We start from the raw sequence: 17,753 nt of genomic DNA on the forward strand, positions 1-17,753 counted from the left end.
ATATTTATAGTTAATATGAGTGATTTAAAACAAGATACAACGCAACTTGGTTTTGAGATTGAAAATGAACAATTTAGAACAGAGGTTGCAACAATGGATAAGAAAGGAACTCGAAAATGGGTTTATGCAAAAAAACCTTCAGGAAAGTACACTAATTATCGTTCAATCGTTTCTTCGATTTTGTTGATTTTATTAGTGGTTTTACCTTTTATAAAATTGCCAAATGGAAATCCTGTTTTTAAATTTGATGTTTTCAATACCAATTTTATTTTATTTGGTTATCCATTTTTTACAACAGATTTTTTCTTACTTGCATTCGGAATGATTGTAAGTGTTGTTTTCGTTATTTTATTTACGACAATTTACGGACGTTTGTTCTGTGGTTGGGTTTGTCCGCAAACCATTTTTATGGAAAGTGTTTTTCGTAGAATTGAATATTGGATTGAAGGAGATCGTAGTAAACAAATACGTTTGGATAAACAAGATTGGAACGAAGAAAAAATATTGAAAAGAGGTGGAAAATGGACTGTTTTTTACATAATTTCATTTTTCTTCTCGAACATACTGTTCTCTTATATTATTGGAATTGATGAACTGATAAAAATTTATTCAGAAGGTCCATCAGAACATGCAGGTAAATTTTTAGGATTATTTATTTTTAGTGTATTATTCTATTTTGTTTTCGCCTGGTTTCGCGAACAAGTTTGTACATTGGTTTGTCCTTATGGTAGATTACAAGGTGTCTTAATTGATAAAAAAACAATTCAAGTTTCGTATGATTTTCCAAGAGGAGAAAGCACAAACGGACGTTCAAAATTTAGAAAAGGAGAAGATCGAGTTGCAGCAGGAAAAGGTGATTGTATTGATTGTGGTCAATGTGTAGCAGTTTGTCCTACCGGAATTGATATTAGAAATGGTTCGCAATTAGAATGTGTAAACTGTACTGCTTGCATGGATGCGTGCGATACAATTATGACGAAAATTAATCTACCAACAGGTTTAATTCGTCACGCTTCCGAAGAAAATATAGAACAAGGAAAACCTTTTAAACTTTCAGCAAGATTGATTGCATTTACTTTTGTTTTAGTTGCAATGATTTCTGCAATGATTGCTTTTACGCTAAATAGAAGTGATGTCGAAGTTAAATTTTTACAAGTTCCTGGTAAAGATTATGTTGTAGAAGGTGATTATATCATTAATACAATGCAATATAGTTTGATGAATAAAACAAATAAAACCTATAAAATGGTTGTAAATGTAAATGGTTTCAAAGGAGGGAAAACAATTTTGTTAGTAGAGCCTAATCAATATATTGAAATTAATGAAGGAGAATTGAAACAAGGTTTAATAGATATTAAAATTCCTAAAAGTGAACTAAAATCATATAAAGTTCCAGTTATTTTAGAATTGAAGGATTTGCAAGGAAAAACTATCGATCATTACACGATTAGTTTTATGGCTCCATTTTAAATGATTAACAAACGTCTTACATTTTGTAAGACGTTTTTTTTTGGAGATTATTTTTTTGTTAAAACTTCGTTTTCAAATTTTAAACCTTCCCAACCATTTTTTATAAATTGACGAATATTATTATGATCAGTTCCTTCAGGAGTTGCTAAAACAGCTTCATAATGTTCAGCAAATAATTTCAAAGTATCTTCTTTAGAAAGGTTATTTAAATTTGCAAAAGCAAATACTTTCGCACTACCTTGATTTTGGTCTATCGCATTTTCTTGATTTCCATTCACAAAAGCAGAAGCAGTGTAATTATAATTTTCTTCGATATAAGCAATAACATCAGCAAAATTCGCCTCGTTTTGATTTAATTTTTCTAAAATCATTTTATCTTTTTGTCAAAAGTAAGAACTTATTTCCAATACAATAAATCATTAACAATGTTAAATTATTTCATACTAAATATACTTAACTTATGTTTAACAACTTTCTGTAAAGTAATTGATTAGATTTATAGGTATTAACCAAATAAAACTATTTATATGTTCGAGAGAAGACAATTTAATTACGAAACTTCAAGCGTAGCGCTAAAGGAGTTAGCAGAAAAAGGATATCAAGAAGATTTTAATTTGTTAGAAAACGATTTGATTGATCATCCACACGATTTTAGAATTATTTATATCTATCGTTACGAAGGAAATTCGAATCCAGAAGATGAGTCAAGTGTTTATGGAATCGAAAAAATATCGACAGGAGAAAAAGGTGTGTTAGTTGCAGGTAATTTAGGATTTGTGCAAACAACTTTAGCTTCGATACTTACCCAATTAGAAATAGAAGGTAGAAATCGAACTCTGAATAATTAAATTCAAAAACATGAATCGATTACTAATTATTACAATTAAAAGTTGAAAAAGCGTTACCAAGAAATTTGATAACGCTTTATTATATTTTCAATAATTTTAAAATCGAAAAATAAATTATTTGTCCTCTATTTTTAATAAGAGTTTATATTCAGAAAAACGGTGTTCACGAATCGGTCGTGTATAAGGTTCTGCTTTGAAATATAAAACCAAGCATGTTGAAATATTTTTATATTTTTCTACAAATTCGTACGAAACCAATTCACCATTATTTATTCGTTGTTTTATTTTGTTATGATAAGGATACATCTCTCATTTTTTTAAAGAAAATGATGATTAGAACTAATAATGATAACGCTTATTTTGCTTTTCTACACAATACTTTGAATGGAATCGAAAAAGCGCTATTGTATTTTGATTTTAAACGACGAATATCTCTCGAAGCTGATGCTCTTGTAAAATAATCACCAACTAAAACACGATAATCTGGTGAAAAGTATGCGGTTTGAGACGACAACTCAGGAAAAGAACGGGCAAATTCATTTCTTACTTTGTCAGCGTCCTTTCTATCTTTCGAATAATATATCTGAATTTTGAAACCATTTATTTGTGGTGTTCCAGCACATGGATCGTTGGAATGTACAATAGGTTTTTTCTCTGTGTTTTTTTTGATAGGTGCATTATGAACACAGACTGCGTCTTCTTTCGCTTTTAATACAGTATTTATTCTACTATCAATTTCCATGTTCAATGTACCGTTATTAATAATCTGAACAGTATCAATTTTATTTTGTGCAAAACCACAACTAGAAAAACTGATAAGAAATAAAAAGATAAATTTTTTCATAGGATGAATTAATATGTGCAAATATACTTTTTACAATTAAGTTATTAAATTTTATAGACTTTTATTTTCTTACTACGAATATTATTCCAAATTAACCTTTTTTTCACTTTAAAGGATGGATTAGATTCTTTTTATTGTCTTTTTTGAATAAAAAATATTAAAATTATTTTAAAGAAATTATGTTAAATAGATTTTTCATCAAATGAAAAGCTCTAATCTCAAATCAAATAGAGATTATTTTCATCATAATTTTTTCAATAATTAATTTAGAAACGTTTTAAATTAAGCTCAATGACAAAGTTCAGTATGTAAACTTTATGATTTTATTAAGTATTGAAGCTATTTTTGCTGATAGTTAAGTGTTCAAATAAAAACGAGTTAAAAGAAACAACGAACTGAGATTATTTAAGTAAATGAAGGCAAGATTTCTAAAAAGAATACGTTTATGGAGCTGCGCGATAATACTATCGACGTTCTCCTTAGCAAATGCCCAAGATGCAGGTAAAGGTTACGAGTTATTCGAAGCTAACTGTACAGCATGTCACCAAATTGATGGTGAGTTAATTGGGCCGGAATTACGTGATGTTGAGAAACGCGTACAAGAGCAAGCTGGACTTGGAAAAGAGTGGTTACACGCTTGGATTAAGGACAACAAAGCTTTGCGCGAATCTGGAGATGCGTATGCAAACAAAATTTATGCTGATTACAATAACACTGAGATGTTAGCTTTCCCTAACTTATCAGATGGTGATATTGATAATATTTTAGCATATACAGCAGATCCTGATGGAGGAGTGAAAGCTTTTGAGGAAGCTAAAGCTTTGAAAAAGAAGGAGGCTGCTGATAAAAAAGCTGCTGAAGCTGCACAAGGTGGAGGAGCAAGTACAGGGATTATCGCTGTAGGTTTTGTAGTTTTAGCTGCATTGTTATTGTGGATTTTAGTTCGCGTTAATGCATTGGTTAAAGCAACAGCTACAGAAGATTTAAATTCTAAAGATGAGCAAGCTGCTTTTTCTTTTGCTGACTTCTTCCAAAAATACCAAAAAGTTGGTGGTGTAGTAATTGCTGTATTAGCATTCTTTGCATTGTACAATGTGTATTGGGGATTAATGGGTGTAGGTGTTGACAAAGGTTACGAGCCGGAACAACCGATCTACTTCTCTCATAAAGTTCACGCAGGCGTGCAAGGGATTGATTGTCAGTATTGTCATAGTTCAGCGAAATACGGTAAAGTGTCTGGAATTCCTTCACCAAACGTATGTATGAACTGTCACAAAACAATCAAAGAATACAAAGGAGATTACTTCGAAGAAGAATTAATCACTTCTGGTAAATTCGCAGATGAAGACGCTGTTAAAAATTTCTACACAGGAGAAATCCAAAAAATGTATAAAGCGATTGGATGGAATCCAGAAACGAACAAATACGATGGTCCACAAAAACCAATCGAATGGGTACGTATCCACAATATGCCAGATTTCGTATTCTTTAGCCACGCACAACACGTTGTAGCTGGAGAAAAAGCGATTAAGAAAGCAATTAAGGATGGGACAATTCCAAATGCAAAAGAATTGAACATTGGATCAGGAGACCAAACTTGTTTCGCTTGTCACGGACGTGTTGATGAGATGAACGAAGTGAAAATGGCGAATGATTTCACAATGGGATGGTGTATCGAATGTCACAGAACTACTGAGGTAGATATGGACAACGAGTATAACAAAGAATATTACGCAGAACTACACGAAAAGTTAAAAAAACAGTACGGTGACGCAACTAAGATTACAGTTGATGCTATCGGAGGTTTAGAGTGTGGTAAATGTCATTATTAATATAAAAAAGAGAGGAGTATAAATGGCTTCGAAGAAAAATTACTGGAAAAGTTTTGAGGAGTTAACTGACAATACATTAAATGAAAAGTTAACTACCAATGAATTTGCAGAAGAAATTCCCGTAGACAATTTCTTAGGGAATGACAACGCCATGGAGAATAGTCAAACTTCACGACGTGACTTTTTGAAGATTTTAGGGTTCAGTACAGCTGCTGTTACATTAGCAGCCTGTGAAGCTCCAATCGTAAAATCTGTTCCTTACGTAGTGAAACCAGAAAATATTATGCCTGGTGTGCCTACATATTATGCATCTACAGTTTTTGATGGATACGATTATGCGAGTGTATTAGTACGTACAAGAGAAGGTCGTCCAATTAGAATTGATGCAAATAAAGGAGCGAAATATTTTGGTTCTACAAATGCTCGTGTTCAAGCATCTGTATTATCATTATATGATTCTGATAAAATAAAATCACCTTTAATTAACGGTGGTGAGAATTTCAAAGCAACATCTTGGAAAGATTTAGACGCTACTGTTTCTAAAGCATTAGCATCTGTAGGAGGAAAGAAAGTAGTTATTTTAACTCCGTCTTTACCTTCTCCAACAACTAAAAAGTTGATTGCAGAATTCGCAACAAAATATCCAACAACTCAACATGTAGTATATGATGCAATTTCTTATTCGAATGCATTAGATGCTGCACAAGAAGTATACGGAAAAAGAGAATTACCATTCTATGATCTTAAGAATGCTGAATTAGTTGTTTCTTTCAACGCAGATTTCTTAGGTGACTACAATGGTGGTGGAATGGAAGGTGATTATGGTGTAGCTCGTAAACCAGGAGCAAACATGATGCGTCACATCCAAGTAGAGTCTATTTTATCTTTAACAGGAGCAAATGCTGATACACGTTATCCTTTAAAACCAACTGATACTGAAAAAGTGTTAGCAGAAGTTTATCAAGGATTAACAGGTGGAGCTGCTTCATCTAAAGAAGCAAAAGCAATTGTTGCTGAGTTAAAAGAAAAAGGTTCTAAAGCAGTTGTAATGGCTGATGGTTCTAAAGAAGCGTATACTATTGCATTCGCAATTAACCAAGTTTTAGGATCAGCTGTAGTTTCAGATAAAGCTGTATTATTAAAAGAGTCTAACGATACTGTATTCAATCAATTCATTGCAGACGCTAAAGCTGGGCAAGTTGGAGTTTTATTAAACTTCCAAACGAATCCAATTTACAACGCGAAAAACGCAAAAGAAATTGAAGCAGCTTTCAAAAACATTGGACTTAAAGTTGGTTTAGTTGAAAAATTAGACGAAACTGCATCAGTAATGGACGTTATCGCTCCAGTTACTCACGGTTTAGAGTCTTGGAATGATTTCAGCCCAATAACAGGTGTGTACTCATTACAACAACCAACAATTCCACGTATTTTTGATTCTCGTCAATTCCAAGATTCATTAATTGCTTGGATGACAGGAGTAACTGAAGTGACTGAAGTAGAAGATCCAAATGATCCAATTATGGTGATGGCAGTTTCTGCAACAAGACAAAAAGTATCTCCATTTTACTTATACGTAAAACAAAATTGGGATTCAGCTATTTTACCAAAATTAGGTGTAGATTTCAACAAAGCATTATACAATGGTTATAATGAAGCGGCTGAAACTACGGCTTTTACAGCTAACACAGCTGCTGCTTCTGCTGCTTCTGCTAAATTAGCTGCAGGTAAAGCAACAGAATGGGAAATCCAATTCTATTCTAAAGCTGGATTAGGAGATGGTACTCAGGCTAATAATCCTTGGTTACAAGAATTACCAGATCCAATTACACGTAACTCTTGGGATAACTATTTAACAGTTAATCCAAATGATGCGGAGAAATTAGGAATCAAAATTCAAGATAACTACAACGTTACAAATGGAAGAATGCAATTTGACGGTGAGTATGTAAACTTAACTGTTAATGGAGTTGTTTTAGAAAACGTTCCAGTATTCATTCAGCCAGGTCAAGCTATCGGAACTGTAGGTTTAGCTTTCGGTTACGGTCGCACAAAAGCTGGTAAAGTTTCAAATAATGTAGGGGTTAATGCTTATACATTATATAACGGAACAGTTGGAGTTTCTAACGTTAAAATTGAAAAATCTTCTCGTACAGATAAACATGAGTTCGCTAATATGCAGCAACAACCAACATTGATGGGTCGTTACGAAATCGCAAGAGAAGTTTCTTTAGCTGATTTTATCAATACAGACCGTCAAGAATGGAATCCAGTTGCTAAAATGCCAACTTGGAGAGGAGATTCTCCTGTAGGTGAAGTTGACTTATGGGCAAGTTTTGATCGTTCAACAGGACCTCACTTCAATTTAACAATTGATATGAATGCTTGTACAGGATGTGGAGCGTGTGTAATTGCTTGTCAAGCAGAAAACAACGTACCAACTGTCGGTAAAGAGGAAATGCGTATGTCAAGAGATATGTACTGGTTAAGAATTGACCGTTACTACTCTGATGTAACATACAATGATCCAAACGGAAAATTAACTCAGAAAGTTGCGTTAGAATCTGATCCAGATAACGAACCACAACAATATACACGATTAATTAAGCCAGAGGCAGAAAATCCAGATGTGATTTTCCAACCATTAATGTGTCAACACTGTAACCACGCTCCTTGTGAGACTGTGTGTCCAGTAGGAGCAACATCTCATGGTCGTCAAGGTCAAAATATGATGGCTTATAACCGTTGTGTTGGTACTCGTTACTGTGCGAATAACTGTCCTTATAAAGTACGTCGTTTCAACTGGTTTAACTGGGCGAATAACGATAAATTCGACTTCCACATGAACAATGATTTAGGTCGTATGGTACTTAATCCAGATGTTGTTGTAAGAACACGAGGTGTAATTGAGAAATGTTCATTCTGTATCCAACAAACGCAAGCTGCAATCTTAAAAGCTAAGAAAGAAAACAGAGTAGTTAAAGACGAAGAGTTTATGGCTGCTGCTGCTTGTGCTGCTGCTTGTGGAACAGGAGCGATGAAATTTGGAGATATCAATGATGATAAATCAGAAGTAAGACAAGTATCGAAAGATAAACGTTCTTACGTTTTATTAGAAGAAATTGGTACAAAACCAAATGTTATCTATCAAGTAAAAGTTAGAAACAGAAAAGAACAAGCTTAATTAAATTAATAAAGAATTAATAAGGTAAACAAATATGTCACATTACGAATCACAGGTAAGAGAGCCCCTTATTTTAGGACATAAAACCTACCACGATATCACAGTAGACATTGCACGTCCAATTGAGACGCCTGCAAGTAAATTGTGGTGGCTATGTTTCGGTATTGCAATGGTAGCATTCATCTTTGGTGTTGGTGCAATTGCTTATACAGTTGGAACTGGTATTGGTGTTTGGGGATTGAATAGAACGATTAACTGGGGATGGGATATCACCAACTTTGTATGGTGGGTAGGTATTGGTCACGCTGGTACGTTAATCTCAGCCGTTTTATTATTATTCCGTCAAAAATGGAGAATGTCGGTTAACCGTTCTGCGGAAGCCATGACGATCTTCGCCGTTGTACAGGCAGCGTTATTCCCTGTAATCCACATGGGTCGTCCATGGTTAATGTATTGGGTTTTCCCAATTCCTAACCAATTTGGATCATTATGGCCTAACTTTAACTCACCATTGTTATGGGACGTATTCGCGATTTCTACGTATTTCTCTGTATCAACAGTTTTCTGGTTGATGGGATTAATTCCTGACTTCGCTATGATACGTGACCGTGCAACAAAACCATTCGCTAAGAAAATCTACGGAATCTTATCATTCGGATGGGGTGGTGGAGCAAAACACTGGCAACGTTTCGAAGAGTTATCTTTGGTATTAGCTGGTTTATGTACACCGTTAGTATTCTCGGTACACACGATTGTATCTTTTGACTTCGCAACATCGGTAATCAAAGGATGGCACTCAACAGTATATCCTCCTTATTTCGTTGCTGGAGCTATTTTCTCTGGTTTCGCGATGGTACAAACATTATTAAGTGTAATGCGTAAAGTTTTACACTATGAAGATTATATCACACGTAAACATATCGAGTACATGAATATTGTAATCGTTGTAACAGGTGGTATGGTTGCAGTAGCTTATTTAACTGAGTTATGGATCGCTTGGTATTCAGGATCTCGTTACGAAGACTTTACATATTTTTCTCCAGGAGCAGCAACAGGACCTTATTGGTGGGCATTCTGGGCGTTAATTATTTGTAACGTTTTAGTACCAGGGTTATTATGGATTCGTTCAATTAGAAGAAACTTCTTCTGGACATTCGTTATCTCTATCGTAGTTAACATTGGTATGTGGTTCGAGCGTTTTGATATTATCGTTATCAACTTATCTCGTGACTATTTACCATCAAGCTGGACAATGTTTATGCCTTCATGGGTAGACGTAGGTATCTTCTTAGGTACTATGGGATTCTTTTCTGTGTTATACTTATTGTACGCACGTACATTCCCAGTTATTTCACAATCTGAATTAAAAACTATTTTGAAATCATCAGGCGAAAGCTATAAAAAACATCATACTGAAGATGAGCATCACGAACACTAAAATCGTTTATGGTCTTTACGGAGACGATGATGATTTATTAAAAGCAGTAAAATCTATACGTAAACAAGGTATTACGATAGATGAAGTATATACACCTTTCCCTGTACACGGTTTAGATAAAGCCTTAGGTTTAAAGAAAACTCGTATTTCTGACCTTGCTTTCTTCTACGGTGCATTTGGAACAACATTAGCATCTTTGATGACATGGTTTATTATGAACCATGATTGGGCTCAAGATATCGGTGGTAAACCATCTTTCTCTTGGGGAGAAAATATGCCAGCGTTCGTTCCTATTATGTTCGAGTTGACAGTTTTCTGTGCAGCGCACTTTATGTCATTAACATATTTAGCGCGTAACAAAATGTACCCAGGTGCGAAAGCTAAAAACCCAGATCCACGTACAACAGATGATAAATTCTTAATCGAAATCAGAACTGCTGATGTTGAGAAAATCAAAAATGTATTTGTAGAAACTGGTGCTGAAGAAGTAACAGTAAAAGGTGATGTAGTCGTAGAACCAAGTGTTAACAATTTAGTACAAGAAGCATAATGAAAAAGATAGCATTACTTATAGGATTAGGAAGTATTATTATCACTTCTTGTTCTGATAAAAAACGTGACGCGAGTATCGTATATATGCCGGATATGTATTATTCGACAGCATATGATCCTTATGAAAAGGCAACTTACGGTTACCCTGAAGATAAAGAGAACTCTGAAGTTCCTGTAATGAATAAAAATCACAATATGTCTGCATTAGAATCTGTAGAAGGTGCTGTTGCAAGAACTGATGGTGATATTTTGCCATGGACTTTCAAAAACAATAATGCTGGTTATGCTCAATCAAAAAGTGTAACTGTTTCTCCATTAGATGCTGCAACCAAAACTGCGGATTTAGAAAGAGGAAAAGTGTTATATGGTCAAAACTGTGCAGTTTGTCACGGTGACGCAGGTGATGGACAAGGATCAATCGTAAAATCTAAAGCTTATTCTGGAGTTCCGACTTACGGAGAAAGAGAGATTACAGTAGGTTCTGTTTATCATGTAATTATGTATGGAAAAAATGCGATGGGTTCTTACGCATCTCAATTGACTCCTGCAGACCGTTGGAGAGTTGCTGAATATGTAATGAGTTTAAAAGGTGGTTCAACTGCTGCACCTGCTGCAGAAGCAACACCTGCAACTGAAGAAACAGCAACTAATAAATAATAAAATAAGTTAATTATTATGCAATATACATTTTCCCCAAGATTAAAAAATGCATCACTTATTCTAACAGTGATAGGTGTTGTGCTTTACGGGATAGGATTTTTCTTACATCAACAAGATGTTGCTAATTCAACTGAATATATTAACGGTTTGATTGAAGCTCACCCAACTCAATTTTTTGGTGAGTATATTTCAGATTCATTTGCATCGATGAACACAGATCATGATGCACATATGCACCATTTAGAGAATTTATTGAAAAATAGACCTTGGGCTGCTTTCTATGTACCTGCTTATTTAGCTTTTGGTATCGCAGCTTCAGCATTGTTTTTCTTATGTATTCAATTCGTAGCAAATGCAGGTTGGTCGATGGTAGTATCTCGTGTAATGGAAGCTGTAGCTTCTTTCTTACCAGTAGGTTCTGCTCTTTTAGCAATCATCGTATTAGGATCTTATTTTCACATGAATCATTTATTCCACTGGATGGATGCTGATTTAATAGATCCAGACAATGCTAAGTATGACATCTTTATGGCGAACAAAGCACAGCTTTGGTTAAGTCCTAACTTCTGGTTAGTTCGTTGTATTATTTACTTGGTAGTATTATCTTTAATGTTACCAGTTATTAAAAATGCAACTCGCAAATTAGATGAAACAAACGGAGACTTAAAAGTTTACGCTCAATTGTACAAAAAATCAGTTATTTATTTAGTGATTTTTGCACTTTGTTCTGCAGCTTTTGCATGGGATTTCGTGATGTCTTTAGATCCACACTGGTTCTCTTCTTTATTTATGTGGTACGGAATGGTTTCATACTTAGTTTCTGCGGTTTCTATTATGGCAATTATTTCAATCTACTTAAAAAGAAAGAATGCTTTACCATTATTCAATGATAACCACTTACATGATTTAACAAAATATATGTTCGGTTTCTCATTATTATGGTCTTACTTATGGTTCTGTCAGTTTATGTTACAATGGTATGCAAACATTCCTGAGGAAGCTCAATACTTCCAACAACGTATGGCGCAATATCCATTATACTACTGGATGTTAGTAATCAACTTAGTAGCTCCATTCTTGATTTTAATTTCATCAAGCATGAAACGTCGTTACCAAATCGTTTTCGTGATGGGATTTGTAATCATTATTGGACACTATTGGGATTTCTACAACCAAATTATGCCAGCAGCAGTTGGACCGTTCCACAATTTCGGATTAATGGAAATTGGATCGTTAGTTGGAATTGGAGGATTATTTACATTCGTAGTAATGAATGCAGTTTCTAAATTAAACTTAGAAGCAAAAGGTCACCCTTATTTCCACGAATCAAAAATTTATGAATATCCTTTCTAATCAGAAAGATGTTATAAAATCTAAAAAGCTCGATACATATGTATCGAGCTTTTTTATTTTATTAATAATGATTATTATTTAATTGTTCTACGTTTAATTTCTAAATTCACAATAAATTGATCTACATCATCACCCATAGATAAATTTCCTACAACGTATACCCCCTTATCACCACTCTGATTATTAATTATTCCATAAACAGAAGATTCATCATCAGGATCTGACATTCCTTCGTAACGGTAAATACATACAATATCAAAATGTTCAGGATTCTGCTTTAATTGTCCTTTTTCGATATTATAATCAATTATAAAACCGTTTTCAGTTAACTCCGTTAAAGCTTCGTTAGTAGTTTTATAACGGTATTGAATTTTTTCTTTCATATTTTAATGGTTTATGAATTGATTCTCAAATACTATTCCATTAAAGACAATTAAATTTATTAAATTATATTTTTGGTAAGGTTCTTGTCTTACTCTTCACATTATATATTAAAGTGATGATGAAATTAACAGTTTTAAAGAAAATTAATTTAGTTGCAATCTTTGCACTTGCGGCTTTATTTCTAACTTCTTGTGATGGTTCTACTACAATTTATGGTATTGAGCATACACATCATAAAAAGAAAAAGTATAAAAAGTATCCCAAATATGATGCAAGGTATGATAACCATAGAAATCTCCCACCTGGACAACATAAAAAGATACATGGAGATAAGTCTGCGAAATATTATGCACCAGGTCAACAAAAAAAGCATAATAAATATTACAAAAAGAAAAATCATCATAAACATTACGATGATTAACAAAAAAAAGGATTGAATACATTCAATCCTTTTTTTTGTTTTAATATCTAAAAATCGGTTTAATCTACAACTTCCATTTGTACGTTCAGAATTCCTGCACTCGTAGAACCTATAGATGTAAACGCTGCTTTACTCAAATCTAATAATCTTGATTTTGTATGCGGTCCTCTGTCGTTTATCTTTACAACTACAGATTTACCATTATTTGTATTTGTTACTTTTACTTTTGTACCGAAAGGTAATGTTTTATGAGCAGCTGTGAAGTTATTTTTATTGTATAATTCGCCACTCGAAGTTTTTTTTCCGTGAAATTTGTCTGCATACCAAGAAACTATTCCGCTTACTTTATTTCCAGCTTTTTCCACTATTTCTGCAACAGTTGTGTTGTCTATTTTATTTAAATCTGCTACTTTATTAAGGAGAGTAGATTTTAAATTTTTTGTATAAACTGATACCGGCAATGGTAAAGGACTTACTGTTGAAAAATTTGATTCTTCCTTTGCTTGTGCAAACGGAATAATCATCAGCATTACTAATAATGTTAAAAAATTCTTTGTCATTCTTTAGTTTTTTCTGAATCTGTATCTAAAATAAGAATTATTGAATTTAATTAGACATGCATAGTATTTTTTATTGATTTTCAATTAATAAAACACTTCTAATTCATTATTATCAGCTGTATTACGAATAGTTGTTAACGTTAAGTTAAAAAAAATGACACTTATTAAAATTTTTAAGAAAAGCCTTTAATTAATCGTTAATTTATAGAGTATTAGGTTAATACGGAATATTTAACAAACGCGTGAATTAAATTACACGATTAAGATGTTGATTTAAGATATTTTTCAAACCAGTAAAATGCATAATCTGTTGAAGAATTTGGTTCGTTTCTTCAATTGATAAATCAGTGTTTTTGGTTTGTTGCATTAACTCTTTTATCACATTATCGATGTAAATAATCTTGAAACGTAATAAGACATCGAACAAATCTTTGTGTACAAACTCTTCTTTCTTTTTGATATTGATACCTTGTTTTACCGTCCAATTTTCACTTAAACTATGTTTTTCCATCATCATTTCAGAGGCAAGATTTACAATTTCGGGATTGCTTAATCGAGAAAAATAAGTTCCTGTTCGTAGTTCATCATTTTCTAAACCAGTTTTTACATCATCCAAAATCGATTGAAAAAGTGGATTACTCAAACTCAAATTGTTTTCTTCAAATTGGGTAATGATTTCTTGGTTAACCGTTGTTTTATATAGTTCGTTGTTTTCGTTCTTTAAATCAACTTCCAAATCACCAAATTGCATGATAAGCTTAATAATTTCATTCTCTACAGTTTGCTGTGCATTGATAACTTCTTTTGTTGAAGGAACGATTGAAATGGCTGGTTTTTTTGTTCTCGACTGATCGGTGATATGAGAAGAAGAGGTCGATTTGTCATTAGAATTTTGTAATTGAGCCAATTCTTTGAACAAAACTTCTTCACGAATTTCCATTATTTTAGAAGTTTCCGCAATATAAACTTCTTGTTTAATAATATTTGGAATCAGTGAAATTGATTTGACAATTTCTCGAATTAATTCAGCTTTTTTGATTGGATCATTTTTCGCATCTTCTAATAAAACATTTGCTTTGAAACGAATAAAGTCTGTTGCATTTGATTTTATATAAGCTTCAATTTCTGTTGTCGAATGTTTCTTAGCAAAAGAATCCGGGTCTTCACCTTCTGGTAACAATAGAATTTTGACGTTCATTTCTTGTTCCAGAATCATATCTATTCCTCGGAAAGAAGCTTTAATACCAGCATTATCACCATCATACATCACGACGATGTTTTCTGTTAAACGCTTTATCAAACGAATTTGTTCATTTGTTAGCGCTGTTCCAGAACTTGCCACTACGTTTTGTATCCCTGCTTGATGTAAAGAAAGTACATCAGTATAACCTTCAACTAAAAAACATTGATCGGCTTTTGTAATATGTTGTTTTGCCTGAAATAAACCATAAAGTGTTTTACTTTTGTGGTAAATTTTATTTTCGGGAGAATTTAAATACTTTGCAGCTTTGGCATCATTACGTAGAATACGCCCTCCAAAACCTAAAGTTCTTCCAGAAAAACTGTAAATAGGAAACATGACACGTTCGCGAAATTTATCATATTTTTTATGATCTTCTTTAAACGTAGCTAAACCAGCTTCCTCAATTAATTCTTTTGAATATCCGTTTTTTAAAGCATGTTCTGCTAATGCATCCCATTGTTTTGGTGAATAACCGAGTTCAAATTTATCAATCGTTTCTTTTGTAAAACCGCGTTCCCGGAAATAGCTAAGACCAATTAAATTTCCTTCTTCGGAATTATGTAATTGATTCACAAAGAATTTCTTTGCAAAATCAGTCAAAATATATAAACTTTCTCGTTCTTTTTCTTCTTGCTGTTGCTCAAAATTATATTCTCCATCTTCTTCAATTTCGATGTTATAACGTTTTGCCAACCATCGCAAAGCTTCAGGATAGGTAAACTGTTCAACTTCCATTAAAAAAGTGACAACATTTCCTCCTCTACCTGATGAAAAATCTTTCCAAATTTGTTTAGCAGGTGATACGACAAAAGAAGGAGTTTTTTCATTGCCAAAAGGCGAAAGTCCTTTTAAACTGGAACCTGCACGTTTCAGAGTGACAAAATCACCAACAACTTCTTCTACACGAGCTGTTTCGAAGATTATATCTATTGTTCTTTGAGAAATCAAATTGAATTATTTTTGAGGGATGAAACCAGATTTATTTTTCAAAATTATAACTTTTTATTGATATCAATTCATCTTTCTTAAAAGCATTGTAGAAAAGATTTTTAACATATTTCAATTTTGGTATGGTATTCGTATAATACGAAGAAACTTGAAATTAAATTTTATGAAATCAACAATCTTAAAAATATCTTTTGCAGCAATTTTAGCAACAGGATTTTTAACATCTTGTTCTACGGTAAATAATATGGGTGGAAATACAGAAACGACTAACACAACTTCTATTTTAGGTAAATGGGAATTAAGTCATGTTAATTCTATGAAAGCAGCAACATTGGCAGAAGCATATCCAATGGGTGTTCCTTATCTTAATTTTGTTTCAACTAATATGTTAAATGCTTCTGACGGATGTAACACATTAAACGGAGGGGTTACAATTTCAGGAAATGAAATTACTTTCGGAAATATGATGTCTACGATGAAAGCATGTGAGAATGTAGAAGATTCAAATTTCAGTTCAAAATTAAACGGAAAGTTAAAATATTCAATTTCAGATAATAAATTATTATTAATTCAAGACGATATCGTTGTAATGACTTTTGTTCGTCCAGGGAATTTAGCAGGTTCTTGGGAATTAGAAGAATTTATTGGTAGAGATAGAAGTGCAAAATCTTTGGATGATCGTTTTCCAAATCAGAAACCAACTTTAACGTTCCAAAATAATAAAGTTTCTGGAAATGATGGATGTAATAATTTATCAGGTGCTTATTTAGCTGTTGGAAATTCACTTAAAGTGAAAAACATTGCGACAACACGTATGGCTTGTCAAGGTGTAGATGCTGATGCATTTGGAGAGCGTTTTAACAATGTAAACAAATATGAAATTCAAAACGGAAAATTAGTTTTGTTTGCAAATGATGTTAAAACAATGGTTTTCAAGAAAAAATAATTCGATTTAATTCATAAATCATTAAAGCTGTCATTTTTTGACAGCTTTTTTATTTTTATATTTGTAGACTTTTAAAAGTAGAGAAAGATGAAATTTCCACAAACACATAAATTAAAAGATATTGCATCTATTATAGATGCAAAATTTATTGGAAACGAAAATTTTCCAGTTGAAGGAATCAATGAAATTCACCGTGTAGAAGAGGGAGATATTGTATTTGTTGACCATCCTAAATATTACGATAAAGCATTACAATCTAATGCAACAATTGTTTTAATTAATAAAGAAGTTGATTGTCCAGAAGGAAAAGCTCTGCTGATTTCTGATGATCCATTTCGTGATTTTGTAAAGATTGGCCAATATTTTTTACCATTTCAACCATCAAATAAGCAAATTTCTGATTCAGCAGAAATAGGGGAGGGGACAATTATTCAACCAGGTGCTTTCATTGGAAACCATGTTAAAATTGGTAAAAATTGTGTGATTCATTCTAATGTTTCAATTAACGATCATGCGATTATCGGAGATAATGTTATTATTCGTTCAGGAACTGTTTTGGGTGCAGATGCTTTTTATTACAAAAATCGTGAAACGGGTTATGATCGTTTAAAATCTGTCGGAAATGTAATTATTGAAAATCATGTCGAAATTGGTGCAAACTGTACAATAGATAGAGGAGTATCTGCCTCAACAATTATTGGTGAAGGAACAATTATGGATAATCTAATTCAGATTGGTCACGATACGATTATTGGTAAAAAATGTTTGATTGCTTCTCAGGTAGGAATTGCAGGATGCGTAAATGTAGAAGACGAAGTTTCTATTTGGGGACAAGTTGGGATCACGAGTGGTGTAACTATAGGTACAAAAGCAGTCTTATTAGCACAAGCAGGTGTAAGTAAATCTTTGGAAGGAGGGAAAACTTATTTCGGAACTCCGGCAGAAGAAGCAAGAGGATTGTATAAAAAGATAGCAGCCACAGAGATAATGGTACGCGATTATAGAAAAAAATAATTTTTTTATGATAAATATCTTATAGATTTTTGTCTTGTTTCGATAATTAGATAGTG

17 protein-coding genes are annotated in these 17,753 nt (G+C 33.0%); 11 read left to right on the forward strand and 6 right to left on the reverse strand.

The window, feature by feature from the left end:
* Window positions 1-15 precede the first annotated feature (15 nt).
* Window positions 16-1,470, forward strand: a complete 1,455-nt coding sequence (ccoG, locus tag Q0616_RS06435; protein WP_298775901.1) for a cytochrome c oxidase accessory protein CcoG — start codon at window positions 16-18, stop codon at window positions 1,468-1,470.
* Between the two features lie 47 nt (window positions 1,471-1,517).
* On the opposite strand, the gene Q0616_RS06440 is transcribed toward ccoG, so the two are convergent.
* Window positions 1,518-1,841, reverse strand: a complete 324-nt coding sequence (locus Q0616_RS06440) for a HopJ type III effector protein (RefSeq protein ID WP_298775904.1) — start codon at window positions 1,839-1,841, stop codon at window positions 1,518-1,520.
* A 156-nt stretch (window positions 1,842-1,997) separates the two neighbouring features.
* Here Q0616_RS06440 and Q0616_RS06445 point away from each other — a divergent pair, with 156 nt between their 5' ends.
* A complete protein-coding gene (locus tag Q0616_RS06445) occupies window positions 1,998-2,318 on the forward strand; it encodes a hypothetical protein (protein ID WP_171622621.1) in 321 nt (106 codons plus the stop codon).
* Window positions 2,319-2,432: 114 nt separating this feature from the next.
* Here the strand turns inward: Q0616_RS06445 and Q0616_RS06450 are convergent, their stop codons facing one another.
* Both Q0616_RS06450 and Q0616_RS06455 read right to left on the reverse strand, forming a co-directional pair.
* Window positions 2,433-2,624, reverse strand: a complete 192-nt coding sequence (locus Q0616_RS06450) for a hypothetical protein (RefSeq protein ID WP_225539351.1) — start codon at window positions 2,622-2,624, stop codon at window positions 2,433-2,435.
* A gap of 49 nt (window positions 2,625-2,673) precedes the next feature.
* Window positions 2,674-3,162, reverse strand: coding sequence for an SPOR domain-containing protein (locus Q0616_RS06455; protein ID WP_260544010.1), 489 nt, complete (start codon window positions 3,160-3,162; stop codon window positions 2,674-2,676).
* 413 nt (window positions 3,163-3,575) lie between these two features.
* Between Q0616_RS06455 and Q0616_RS06460 the strand changes: the two genes are divergently transcribed.
* Genes Q0616_RS06460 through Q0616_RS06485 form a run of 6 tightly spaced genes read left to right on the forward strand, consistent with a single transcriptional unit; the run spans window position 3,576 to window position 12,181 of the window.
* Window positions 3,576-4,994: a c-type cytochrome gene (locus Q0616_RS06460; protein WP_171622624.1), complete on the forward strand. Its 1,419-nt coding sequence runs from the start codon at window positions 3,576-3,578 to the stop codon at window positions 4,992-4,994.
* Between the two features lie 22 nt (window positions 4,995-5,016).
* Complete coding sequence (locus tag Q0616_RS06465; protein WP_225539349.1) at window positions 5,017-8,178, forward strand: TAT-variant-translocated molybdopterin oxidoreductase; 3,162 nt, start codon at window positions 5,017-5,019, stop codon at window positions 8,176-8,178.
* Window positions 8,179-8,212: 34 nt separating this feature from the next.
* On the forward strand, window positions 8,213-9,616 hold the full coding sequence (nrfD, locus tag Q0616_RS06470) for an NrfD/PsrC family molybdoenzyme membrane anchor subunit (protein WP_171622626.1): 1,404 nt from the start codon (window positions 8,213-8,215) through the stop codon (window positions 9,614-9,616).
* Window positions 9,603-10,166, forward strand: a complete 564-nt coding sequence (locus tag Q0616_RS06475; protein ID WP_171622688.1) for a DUF3341 domain-containing protein — start codon at window positions 9,603-9,605, stop codon at window positions 10,164-10,166. Before nrfD ends, Q0616_RS06475 begins: the two co-directional genes overlap by 14 nt.
* Window positions 10,166-10,825: a cytochrome c gene (locus Q0616_RS06480; protein ID WP_260544007.1), complete on the forward strand. Its 660-nt coding sequence runs from the start codon at window positions 10,166-10,168 to the stop codon at window positions 10,823-10,825. Before Q0616_RS06475 ends, Q0616_RS06480 begins: the two co-directional genes overlap by 1 nt.
* Window positions 10,826-10,843: 18 nt before the next feature.
* The gene (locus Q0616_RS06485) at window positions 10,844-12,181 is read left to right on the forward strand and encodes a hypothetical protein (RefSeq protein ID WP_260544004.1); all 1,338 of its coding nucleotides are present in this window, start codon (window positions 10,844-10,846) and stop codon (window positions 12,179-12,181) included.
* 74 nt (window positions 12,182-12,255) lie between these two features.
* Here the strand turns inward: Q0616_RS06485 and Q0616_RS06490 are convergent, their stop codons facing one another.
* Window positions 12,256-12,564 (reverse strand): hypothetical protein, encoded by a 309-nt coding sequence (locus Q0616_RS06490; protein ID WP_298775912.1) that lies wholly within the window; start codon window positions 12,562-12,564, stop codon window positions 12,256-12,258.
* A 218-nt stretch (window positions 12,565-12,782) separates the two neighbouring features.
* Here Q0616_RS06490 and Q0616_RS06495 point away from each other — a divergent pair, with 218 nt between their 5' ends.
* Window positions 12,783-12,986 carry a hypothetical protein gene (locus Q0616_RS06495; protein WP_225532401.1) on the forward strand — a complete coding sequence of 68 codons (204 nt, stop codon included), beginning with the start codon at window positions 12,783-12,785 and terminating at the stop codon, window positions 12,984-12,986.
* A 59-nt stretch (window positions 12,987-13,045) separates the two neighbouring features.
* On the opposite strand, the gene Q0616_RS06500 is transcribed toward Q0616_RS06495, so the two are convergent.
* On the reverse strand, window positions 13,046-13,546 hold the full coding sequence (locus Q0616_RS06500) for a septal ring lytic transglycosylase RlpA family protein (RefSeq protein ID WP_260544001.1): 501 nt from the start codon (window positions 13,544-13,546) through the stop codon (window positions 13,046-13,048).
* Window positions 13,547-13,793: 247 nt separating this feature from the next.
* The gene (dnaG, locus tag Q0616_RS06505; protein ID WP_298775915.1) at window positions 13,794-15,737 is read right to left on the reverse strand and encodes a DNA primase; all 1,944 of its coding nucleotides are present in this window, start codon (window positions 15,735-15,737) and stop codon (window positions 13,794-13,796) included.
* Between the two features lie 163 nt (window positions 15,738-15,900).
* Here dnaG and Q0616_RS06510 point away from each other — a divergent pair, with 163 nt between their 5' ends.
* Both Q0616_RS06510 and Q0616_RS06515 read left to right on the forward strand, forming a co-directional pair.
* Window positions 15,901-16,683 carry an META domain-containing protein gene (locus tag Q0616_RS06510; RefSeq protein ID WP_260543997.1) on the forward strand — a complete coding sequence of 261 codons (783 nt, stop codon included), beginning with the start codon at window positions 15,901-15,903 and terminating at the stop codon, window positions 16,681-16,683.
* 87 nt (window positions 16,684-16,770) lie between these two features.
* Window positions 16,771-17,697, forward strand: a complete 927-nt coding sequence (locus Q0616_RS06515; RefSeq protein ID WP_171622632.1) for a UDP-3-O-(3-hydroxymyristoyl)glucosamine N-acyltransferase — start codon at window positions 16,771-16,773, stop codon at window positions 17,695-17,697.
* Window positions 17,698-17,753: the final 56 nt, after the last annotated feature.

It is taken from the genome of uncultured Empedobacter sp., from assembly GCF_937930195.1.
GTDB lineage: Bacteria > Bacteroidota > Bacteroidia > Flavobacteriales > Weeksellaceae > Empedobacter > Empedobacter stercoris.